Annotated in this window: 7 protein-coding genes and 1 pseudogene; 2 read left to right on the top strand and 6 right to left on the bottom strand. The window is 42.7% G+C overall.

Annotation, left to right across the window (positions count from 1 at the left end):
* The coding region (locus AB4Z33_RS29735; RefSeq protein ID WP_442053369.1) for an MFS transporter at positions 1–707 on the bottom strand (707 nt) is incomplete at its 3' end.
* Between the two features lie 500 nt (positions 708–1,207).
* Between AB4Z33_RS29735 and AB4Z33_RS29730 the strand changes: the two genes are divergently transcribed.
* Positions 1,208–1,756, top strand: a complete 549-nt coding sequence (locus AB4Z33_RS29730; protein ID WP_442053368.1) for a TetR/AcrR family transcriptional regulator — start codon at positions 1,208–1,210, stop codon at positions 1,754–1,756.
* A gap of 479 nt (positions 1,757–2,235) precedes the next feature.
* On the opposite strand, the pseudogene AB4Z33_RS29725 reads toward AB4Z33_RS29730, so the two are convergent.
* Both AB4Z33_RS29725 and AB4Z33_RS29720 read right to left on the bottom strand, forming a co-directional pair.
* Positions 2,236–3,517: pseudogene (locus tag AB4Z33_RS29725) on the bottom strand (IS110 family transposase).
* Between the two features lie 301 nt (positions 3,518–3,818).
* Positions 3,819–4,022 carry a hypothetical protein gene (locus AB4Z33_RS29720; protein ID WP_442053367.1) on the bottom strand — a complete coding sequence of 68 codons (204 nt, stop codon included), beginning with the start codon at positions 4,020–4,022 and terminating at the stop codon, positions 3,819–3,821.
* Between the two features lie 203 nt (positions 4,023–4,225).
* Here AB4Z33_RS29720 and AB4Z33_RS29715 point away from each other — a divergent pair, with 203 nt between their 5' ends.
* Complete coding sequence (locus AB4Z33_RS29715; RefSeq protein ID WP_442053366.1) at positions 4,226–5,902, top strand: copper amine oxidase N-terminal domain-containing protein; 1,677 nt, start codon at positions 4,226–4,228, stop codon at positions 5,900–5,902.
* Between the two features lie 519 nt (positions 5,903–6,421).
* Here AB4Z33_RS29715 and AB4Z33_RS29710 read toward each other — a convergent pair.
* The 3 genes from AB4Z33_RS29710 to AB4Z33_RS29700 all read right to left on the bottom strand — a co-directional run.
* The gene (locus AB4Z33_RS29710; RefSeq protein WP_442053365.1) at positions 6,422–7,330 is read right to left on the bottom strand and encodes an oxidoreductase; all 909 of its coding nucleotides are present in this window, start codon (positions 7,328–7,330) and stop codon (positions 6,422–6,424) included.
* Positions 7,331–7,399: 69 nt separating this feature from the next.
* Positions 7,400–8,032: an NAD(P)-dependent oxidoreductase gene (locus AB4Z33_RS29705; RefSeq protein WP_442053364.1), complete on the bottom strand. Its 633-nt coding sequence runs from the start codon at positions 8,030–8,032 to the stop codon at positions 7,400–7,402.
* Between the two features lie 103 nt (positions 8,033–8,135).
* On the bottom strand, positions 8,136–8,704 hold a 569-nt coding region (locus tag AB4Z33_RS29700; protein ID WP_442053363.1), incomplete at its 5' end, for a TetR/AcrR family transcriptional regulator.

Here is an 8,704-nt window from a genome sequence, read left to right as displayed (position 1 = left end):
GGTATATGAGTAATGGTTTCAAGATACTCAGCAAGGTAACTACTTACTCCATACATCGCTGCATTTATAAATACGACTGCAGCTATGGATAGCCAAGTAAAGAACCGTTTTAAAATACTTAACTGAGATCCATAAGAGAGTCTTTCCTTAACAGGCATGGATGGTATAAATAGTAAAGTAATAAATGCAATTACATTCACGACAGTAAAAAACAACATGGCCATCTTAATTGAAGTTGAAGTAGCAATAAAACTAGAGATTGGTGATCCAAGTACCATCCCCCCCGTTACTCCCATAAATACTTTTGAAATCATCTTAGGAGTCTCTTCCTTGTTAACTGATGCAGCTGCTGCTGTTAAAGCTATTGAGACGTATACGGGATGTAAAAAGGCTGGAAGTACACGAGCAATTAACAAAACGGTAAAGCTTGATGCGAATATGGAGACGACGTTGCCAAGAACGAAAACACCTATTACAAATAACATTACCTTTTTACGATTTAAGCCCGAAAATAATAACGGAAGAATCGGTCCAGAGATGGCGACAGCGAGTGCAAAGAGACTCACTAGTAACCCTGCTTTAGCTATACTGACATTAAAGTGATCAGCAATCGAAGGTAATATCCCAACGATACCCATTTCCGTGTTTAAGATACCGAAAACACCTATCGTTAAAATAAAAATAAACAAATGATTTTTTCTATCCATCAAATTAGCTCCTACTTTCTTTTAACAAAACTTTCAAAAACTTCTATAATACGCGCAAACTCTCTAACCATCACTTAACGCCGCTAAAATGGTCCTATCTTCAACCAACTAACTTCCTGGCATGTTCCAAGATAATTATCTAAATTGTCAAAGAAGCAAACACTGTATGAAGGATAGTTGCAGGACATGTATTCGTATAGTAAAATTTCACCGTTTCCTAATTGCCATGCGGTATGAATGCGGGTCACCTTCTTCCCTTCGATAAAGACTTCCTCGGTTATACTCCTGATCGTGTATTTGACGTTCATTTCTTGATCCATTATCTCTTTTCCATAGCTCAAACTTTGATGATTAAACAACAAGACTTGATTAATCAACTTGTGTTTATTATTATATGATCAAGATGCGTTAATTCAATGGTTAAAGAAACGAGGTTTGTTGATAAATCAACATAAGAAATATAAATGTTAAGTATCTTTAGAAGGTATGGTGGGTAAACGATGGCTAAAGTAGACCGGAGAATTCTTAAAACGCAGGAGGCTTTAAAAAAAGCTGTTATTGAACTGATGACTGAAAAAAATTTTGATGATATAACCATTCAAGATATTGCAGACCGGGCAAACCTAAATCGCGGAACAATTTATCTTCATTTTCAAGACAAATTCGATTTATTGGACAAACTCATAGAAACACACCTGAGTGAATTAGGAGAGATGGACGAATGGGCATGTGAGATGGATTGGAACGAGGCTCTAGTACCTTATTTTGAATATTTCGAGAAAAATTTTTTATTTTTTTCAACCATGTTGGCAAGTACAGGTGTACCGTCAGCTTTCAGAACTCGACTTCTAACATCTTTTATTGAAGGTTTCAAAGGTGAGATAGATAGAGAAAGCGGAAGAAATATAGATTTAATCGATGATGTAATGCTGCAATATGCCGGTACCGCTTATGTAGGTACAATTGAATGGTGGATTAGAAATGGAATGCCTTATCCGCCTAAAGTAATGGCTACACAAGTTGKGACGCTGTTAGGGAGAAGTCTTTAGTCCCTCTATAAACTCAAAAATGTTTGCAGGAACTTATGCAAACGGGTGGACTAGCTTTTATTCAACTATCCTCCCTCTATGGAGAATCACTTTTCTCTTAAATGCTCACTTTTTCTTAGCTTTTGACCCAGCGTTCTATTCCGAAGATAACTTTTCAATGGAACGAAGTTGTAGATGAAGAAATTTGTGGGGCTGGTAATTGCGCAAAAAGACATCCACCTAGACCACCTCACTGTAAAAAGTGGCTACTGCGGTAAAGTATGGTTGCACAATTGGGTCTCCACATAGCTCATGGTGGTCAACCCTCCCACATCTCACAGAGTCTACGCTCCCACATTCCTTCATTCAACCTGTCCATGAGGTGGAGGTCAGATATGCTGCCCGACAGGATCTTCGTCCGTATGATAGTGCCGTTCCGACTCATCCGTGCTTCTTGTTATTTTACTATGGTTTTGGTCATCGTCTTTAAAAACACTCCGTTAAGCTGCTAGTGGTAACTCTCTGAATCGAGGGATATCCTGGAACATCTTCCTTTCGCTAAACTCATGTCCCTTCTTCAATATGCCAAAAAGGATCCGAATGAGTTTGTTACATAACGCGATGAGAGATTGCATTTTCTTCAACGGATTTATCGGCCGTTTTGTGTAATACTCGTGCAAGGCTTTGAAGGCTGTATTCTTAGCCACTAACGGCATCATTACTCTAAATAGTAAGGCACGAAGACGTTTCCTGCCTCTCTTCGTTATCTTAGTTTGTCCTGTATGAGTACCGGACGAATTCGTTTTTAAACTCAATCCAGCGAGCTTTGTAATTTGCTTAGGATGACGGTACTGGCTAATGTACTTCAGCAAGGAATCCTGCAATGGTGTCTCTTCCAATCCCTTTTATGGCCATCAATTGCTGAACGTGAGGAGTATGAATGAGTAACTCATCCAACCTTGCTTCAAGCTCTAAGAGTTGGCTATGAAGCCATTCATACTGAGTGAGCAGGAGCTTGAGTTCCATTTTTGCTAATTCTGTGCCTTCTCTTATGCCTACTGAACGGCTTGCTGCTTCCTTTAAGTTCTTAATCCGACCTAGACCAAGACCTCGCTTTGCAACTGCTCGCAGATGCTGCAATAAGGCTTCATCCGACACATTAACAAGCTCATGCGGCATTAGATAGAGGCTTAACATTTGAATCGCAGACTTGCATTCCCAATCCTTGAATACCGTCAGGAACTCTGGAAAGTATCGGTCTAACCAGTTATGGACTTGTGCTTGGACCAAGCAAAGGTCGGTCGTTAGGATCTCGCGAATCTTCATTGCTTCCCTTAGTTCAGCATAAATGCCTTGAGGAAAGCTCGGTACGGCGTATCTCCCGTCTTTGACCAACTGTGCAATGACTTTCGCATCTTTAATGTCGTTTTTGGTAGGTGAATTGTCATCCAACTCTTTGCTTTTCTTCACGTGCAATGGATTTACAACACCATATGCTATCTGCTCTTCTTTCAGGAAATAAGCAAGGTTTATCCAGTAATGGCCAGTTGGTTCCATTCCTACTAGAGCGTCATGAAAGCTGTGTTCCTCCGAAATTATGCGGAACCAGTTCACAAACAACTCGAAGCCTTGTCTATTGTTTTCAAAAGTAATTGGTTTCCCAAACTCGACTCCGCGGTAGTCTTGAGCTCGAGCCACATGTTTGAATTTAGCAATGTCGACTCCGATAATTAAAGTTGATGGAGTGATTTGAATAATTCTTTCATTTTGAGTAGAATTCATCTTGTAATCTCCTTGGTTTGTTATTGGAATCCGTCAGCCGGCCAGCATCGTGGATCCAATAACATTTTACCAAGGAGTATTTTTGTTGTTTAAATCTCGTATTTGTTCAATACAGGAATGCTGCCCGTTAGCTCAACGAGGCTGCCGATTTATGCCGRCAGCCTCGTCCTGATGATTATGAAGCTATAGTTCCTCGTTATTTTAACGCCCAAAGGTGAATAGGTACCGAGAAAGGGAAGTCGCAACAGATGCTATCACCGCCGTCGCCTTCTTAATGATATGACCAGCAAGATGAACAATGTTAGAATCGGTCATCTTTTTCTTTGTTATCGAAGGATATTTCCAAAGGATCCTTTTGAGCGAGTGAAATCTTAGTGGGTTTATATCCTGCTCCCAATGCTTTAAGTTCTTCTTGTGCAGATGCTAGAGTTTTATTTCCTTCACAAAGTCCTGTTTCAAGTTGATCTGGATCGCCGTAAGCAAATACGATATATTCTTCATTCACTTTGAATCTCTTATATCAACAACTTTCTGAACTCAATGCTGTGTAAACAGTTGTTTGAGAACTTCTGAACTCATCCACAGGATCATCTCAAGGCCTTTAGCGCTTAACCTCGATCGACAGGTTTCGCTAATTTTCAATTGACTGAAATAAAGCATTGTGAAAAAATGGGCATAACAACCAAAGATTAAGGAGGCAATACTAGCGTGAAAAAGTTTCAATGGACTTCTGCATTTCTAATTCTTCTGATTGCTACTCTACTCCCCTTCGGCAGCCTAACGGTTGCCAGCGGGGGAAGCACTGAAATTACGGCGACAATCGACAGCCGCCCCATCTACTTTGACGTTGCTCCTCAAAAAATAGACGGAAGGGTGATGGTTCCGCTCCGTGCCATTTTCGAGAGTTTAGGCGCGGAGGTAGGTTGGCAGGATGTCACTCAGACAATCACAGGTAATAAGGATGGCTTTGTCGTCACTCTTCGCCTGAATGACACAAAAGCTGAAGTCAGCGGAAAATCAGTCCTGCTTGACGTCGCCGCTACCAAAATCAAAGGTAGAACCTTCGTACCAGCAAGGTTCGTTGCAGAAGGCTTTGGAGCTGATGTTAAGTGGGATGAAAGCCGCAAGCAGGTTATTATCACAACAGGCGCGGCAGCACCAGAAAGCCGCTACTACTTCGTCTACAACAGCCAGAAGGTAGCTGCTCAAGACTTGGCTTCGATCAAACTATTCGCCAACAAATTCAGGCAGACTCATAACGTTCTGCTGGACGCGGCGCAGTTCAAGACGGCACCTCAATTGTATGACGCTCTGAAATCAGAGCAGAAGAAGCTCGGCGGTAAGGTCGCTGGAATCCAGATCTTCGGTCTGGCAAGCGACGTTCCTTCCTTCTCATACATTCATAAGATGAAACTCACGGAAGGTAATTTCGAGTGGAACGGCGTCGAGCACAACAAGGTCGAAAAGTACGTGTCCGATCTTTTCTTTTCCACTTTCAAGAACGATAGCAAACACCTAACGGACGTCAACGTCTATGGGATCGTGCAGGAGAACCTTCCAATCAGCATCATCCCCGAATGGCCCGTCTCGCGCCTTCCGCTGACGAAAGGGGAAATCTCCAATTACATCGGAAACTACGAAGCATACCGCAAACAGATCGATGATAAAACCGTTCCGTCCGTCGTTCTTACGGCCCCTTACGAGATCCAAGACGGAATCGCTCAGGACGACATTGCCCTCCTCATGAAGCGAATGAAAGAAGAAAATGAATTCGGTTTCTTCAATAATACCAACCTTCGCATCTACTATAAGGATCTCGCCGCCAATTTGGCAAAGGAAAACAAGTCTGGGGTAATGGATCTCGTAGTGGGCGGCGACGGAGGCACCGAGGGAGCCGCTCTGAAAAAGAGTGGAAAGGATTACTTCATTGACCGCAATAGCGTTACAATCCTGAGCTCCAACTACTACACGGCATTTTTCTGGGGTATGGCTTCCGCCAAGGGACTGGACGCGAACAGTATCATCCACGATGGAATGGCAAAAGGGAAGATGATCAACCCTATCGCCTACACCATTCCGACCTACAACAGAGACGCCATGAACTACCTGTGGCTTCGGGTTCCCACTCCGGAAGGAGAGACAGGCGACGACTGGAATGACTACGTCGCGGTTGGAAAGGAGCTCTTGAAGAAAGATAATCCGTTCTTCTTCGTCTACAAGTACTACGAGGGGATCGAGAATGGTAAGAACCGCCTTCAAAGCTTCCACGAGGCGCAAGTAGCGTACGCCAAACTGACTGAAAGCAATAAGCAGAATCTACGGGCGGCAATGGGCTACGAGAACATCGTCTCACTGCACTACCTTGGACTGGCGGACTACAAATAAAAAACAGAAGAAACTCTTGGATACTCTCCAGGGGTTCTTTTATTCTGTCTTCCCCTTGATCTGAACGCTTTGAGTGTTGATTTGGGCATAATACCGCCACGGACTATATCCCGAACTGCAAATTAAAAAAAACACAAAAATCAAGACTTCTTATACGATGTGCCACATTATATAGGTTTGTTTAWGAGTTGTTCTCCTCGYTTGAAAWACTAAGTTGTTTTTTATGARATTTATCCCACAYTGGRTCTTGTTGCAGCCAAGGATTCTTTTTTCTTTCCCTAAATGTAGAACAAGGAGCAAGATCTCCGTGGATCTTGCTCCTTGTTTGTTGTGTTTGGGTGTTTTGGAATGTGTCTCGGGATTCGTGCCTTTCAACTTCATCCTGGATGATCACATGACCGGCTGCCGCTATGTACATTCAAATATCGTTCCTCGTTTGCGTAATGAACTGGCATATGTGATACGGTTCATTTTAACGGKTCTATAGGCGAAAAAAAAGGAGCCATCCTTGATAGTTTTTTACAAGTCATAATGTACTCCGGTTAACTTCTCGGATAGTAACCAAAGTTTTTCCGCAAGCCGCACATCCAATGCCTTTTTGGGGAAATCTACAAACTTCGGTTTCTTAGCCTTTAGAGGATTCATTCCTAGCCCTACGTAAATATCTCCGGTGATTGTCGAATCCGTCGCCGCAATAAGTGATGGCCAAGCCGATTGATCAGGAGGAGTTCCGAATATTTTCATTAATAGCAGTCCGAATGCTTTGGTTCCCTTCGGTGCATTTCTCCCGATGCCTGTAGGACTTGTACCGGGATGTACCGCTATAGAAATGATACCTTTCTTCTTCGCACGTCGATTTAATTCTCGGGCAAACAGTATGTTTGAAAGTTTCGAGCGATTGTATCCTGCCATTGGTCTGTATTTCTTGTCCATTTTTAAATCAGAAAAATCTATATCACCCATTTGAGCTGACTGTGCGCTAACTGTAACGATTCGACCGTGGTTCTTTTCAATTAACGGCAATAACAGACCTGTCAACGCGAAGTGTCCAAGATGATTGGTTCCGAAGTGCATTTCAAAACCATCTGCCGTCAGTTCACGAGTGGGAACTGCCATTACCCCAGCGTTGTTTATAAGGACGTCTATTCCTTTCACTTTCCCGTGGATCGTGTCGGCAAAGCTTCGAACTGACTTCAGATCAGCCAAGTTTAATGGCTCCACTGTTACATCTATATTCGGTGCCGTTTGTTTCATCTTTATGATTGCTTCTTCGCCGCGCCTATGATCACGGCTTCCAATGATCACTTTGGCACCGTGCTTCGCTAGCTCTAATGCCGTATAATAGCCTACCCCGCCATTGCCTCCCGTCACGATAGCGTTTTTTCCTCTTAAGTTTGGGAGATCGTCAGGCGTCCAGTTTGGTCTCATGATTTATTCCTCCGAAAGCTTATATTTTAAAATGTAATTGGGTCATTACTACATGCAAAGCTGTTACAGTCAGTCGTGAATAAACGAGGTTTGTTTGATATAACGAGCATGTTCAACTGAATCGATCATGAATCTAGCCACGTCGTCACGAGAAATTTTAGCTAGCATGGAAGGAGTAATAGCACCGTGCTTATATCGCCCTTTGCCCGGCTCATTGGTGAGCCTTGAAGGCTGAACGATAGTCCAGTCCAATCCACTTTTCCGCACAATACCATCCTGCCTTTCCTTATCGTAAAACTCTCGGAACGTTATTAAAGAAACCAGTTTTACAATCATTCTCATCCCAATTCCGAGCTGATTCCTGCTTTCTCTGCTGGTGCCAAAGCCCGTAAGAACGACCAGTCTCTTTACTTTATGCCTTCTCATCGCGTTCACAATTGAACGAGTCCCACGTAAGCATAGATCTGAAGGTCTTCCTGCTGTGGCTCCTAAAGCTACAAACACCGCGTCTTGCCCCTCAACAGCCGATCCTACATCCTCTTCAGTAAATACATTGCCTTCTACAACTGTTAATCCCTCCAGGGTAAACGGGATTCGATCTGCGGCACGTACAAAGGCTTTTACGGTATGTCCCTTGTTGATCGCTTGGTCAATTAGCTGTAAGCCCGTACCCCCGCTAGCTCCAAAGATGGTAAACTTCATTGTTCTTTGCCTCTCTTTTATCATATTTCACCAAAAATAAGTGAATATTCATTTATTAAAGGTGGAAAGAACAGCGATGCTATGCATCGCTTAAAATACTTTGCTATGCCTTAATAGCGTCCCAACTCATCTTGATGGCAGAATCTAATTGTTTACTATTCAATATGGTCCCGTTCTTCAAATGTGCTTTCAACAATTCGGCTATTGGCAAGATGGAGTAAACAACTAACATGTTAATATCCTCCTTCTTCAACATCTCCTGTCGGATGCCGGCGTCAAACATCTCGAAGATCGGTTGAAACTRACTTGCCGTATCCTCTAGGCACCATTTCTGGGGCAAAGGCGAATTCATTATTTGCTCCAGAAACAAAAAATATTCTTTGAAGGATTGAATAAAATCAACATAGTTGCGGATGATAGCCTCAAATCGTTCGTAAACTGTTCGGGTATGATCCACTCCCTGAAACATTTTCTCGCTCATCTTGCCTTTAATCTTCAAGTAGGTCTTGTAGAGCAGATCCTCTTTGTTCTCATGGTAAATATAAATCGTCGCTGCCGATACACTCGCTCTTTTGGCAATTCTTGATATCGACGTATCAGAGAAACCGATCTCATTAATTAGCTGAATGGTCGCGTCGAATATTGCTTCGACTTTGTTATCATCTCTATGTC

Source organism: Paenibacillus sp. 2TAB19 (genome assembly GCF_052115185.1).
GTDB lineage: Bacteria > Bacillota > Bacilli > Paenibacillales > Paenibacillaceae > Pristimantibacillus.
This window is presented reverse-complemented; position numbering and strand designations above follow the sequence as displayed.

What these genes read in the sequence shown, in the direction of transcription:
- AB4Z33_RS29710 (WP_442053365.1), bottom strand. Translation starts at nt 7,330, where the DNA reads ATGAGACCAAACTGGACGCCTGACGATCTCCCAAACTTAAGAGGAAAA.
- AB4Z33_RS29705 (WP_442053364.1), bottom strand. Translation starts at nt 8,032, where the DNA reads ATGAAGTTTACCATCTTTGGAGCTAGCGGGGGTACGGGCTTACAGCTA.